The sequence below is a fragment of the Methylobacterium sp. WL103 genome (assembly GCF_008039885.1).
In the GTDB taxonomy this organism is placed as follows: Bacteria; Pseudomonadota; Alphaproteobacteria; order Rhizobiales; family Beijerinckiaceae; genus Methylobacterium; species Methylobacterium cerastii.
On record NZ_VRUX01000927.1, the window covers coordinates 1 to 1,170 of the forward strand.

The 1,170-nt window shown below is 69.0% G+C and carries 3 protein-coding genes; all 3 read left to right on the forward strand.

The genetic code is table 11. The annotated features are described in order from the left end of the window. Positions 1 to 260: 260 nt before the first annotated feature. Entirely contained in the window at positions 261 to 437 is a 177-nt protein-coding gene (locus tag FV222_RS26765; protein WP_147762876.1) for a CsbD family protein, read from the forward strand. Between the two features lie 114 nt (positions 438 to 551). Next, complete coding sequence (locus FV222_RS26770; protein ID WP_147754530.1) at positions 552 to 728, forward strand: DUF1328 domain-containing protein; 177 nt, start codon at positions 552 to 554, stop codon at positions 726 to 728. 138 nt (positions 729 to 866) lie between these two features. Then, positions 867 to 1,170, forward strand: a 304-nt coding sequence (locus FV222_RS26775; RefSeq protein WP_187277493.1) for a LysE family transporter, incomplete at its 3' end; no start/stop codon positions are given.

Genomic DNA, 1,170 nt, shown 5'->3' on the forward strand with positions numbered 1-1,170 from the left:
CCGCACGGCGCGCCGCCGCGAAGGCGAGGTCGAACGGCGTCTCGCCCGGCCGGCCGGCGAGCGGCGTCGTGTTCGCGGCGAGGCGCGTTTTCGCGGGAGGGATCGAGTCGGGCACGACGACGTTCCTAGCGGTCGCCGCCGCCGCCGGGAAGCGCGCCGCCGCCCCCACACAGGTCAATGTTAATCGGCGGAACATTAATCCGCCTTCCGCCGTTTCTCCCCCAGCGCGGCAAGGGCGCATTCAGGACGAGGAGCCGGCGATGAGCAGCACCACCGACAAGATCAAGGGCGCGGCCAACGAGGCGATCGGCAAGGCCAAGCAGGGCATCGGCAACGCGACCGACAACGCGAACCTGAAGGCCGACGGCGTTGCGCAGGAGGCCAAGGGCAAGGCCGAAGGCGTCAAGGGCGACGTGAAGTCTGCCGTCGGCAAGTAAGCGACAGAAGTAAGCGAGCCGCGGATGCAATTGTCCCGACCCGGACCCGGAGATCGGGTCCGTGTCGGGGCCCCATCAGCCCTGCATTGAAGAATTCGTTTTGAGGAGGTCTGCATGATCGGTTGGGCCATCACCTTTCTCGTGGTCGCGTTGGTCGCGGCGCTCCTCGGTTTCGGCGGCATCGCCGGGACGGCGATGGCGGCGGCCAAGATCGTGTTCTTTGTGGCCATCGCCCTGTTCCTGATCTCCGCCGTGTTCGGCGTGATGCGCGGGCGTGCGCCGAGGCTCTGACGGGCCGGATTTGTTCTGCGTCGTGAGAGGGGTGGTCTGACAAGGACCGCCCCTTTCGCGTTCGGGGGTGCGTTGCCATGCGCCAAGCCTTAGGATCGCGGCCGCGCCACCGCGATCGTCCCCAATGGCCCCCTACCCATGAATCCCCACACCTGGGCGCTCTTCCTCGGCGCCGTCTTCCTGCTGTCCGGCACGCCCGGCCCGAACATGCTGCACGTGATGACGCGCAGCCTCCGCTTCGGGTTCGGTGCCAGCCTGTTCGCCATGGCCGGGTGCCTCTCGGCCGTGGTGCTGGTGCTCTGCGCCTCGGCGACGGGGCTCGGGGCGGTGCTGGCCGCCTCGCCGAACCTGTTCGCGTGGCTGCGCTATGCCGGCGTCGCATACCTGATCCTCCTGGGGATCCAGGCCTGGCGCGGAGCCGGCGGCGCGGTCGAGGTCGGCG

Bases quoted from the DNA above. Each gene is read 5' to 3' on its own strand.
- FV222_RS26770 (WP_147754530.1), top strand. From the start codon at position 552: ATGATCGGTTGGGCCATCACCTTTCTCGTGGTCGCGTTGGTCGCGGCG.
- FV222_RS26765 (WP_147762876.1), top strand. From the start codon at position 261: ATGAGCAGCACCACCGACAAGATCAAGGGCGCGGCCAACGAGGCGATC.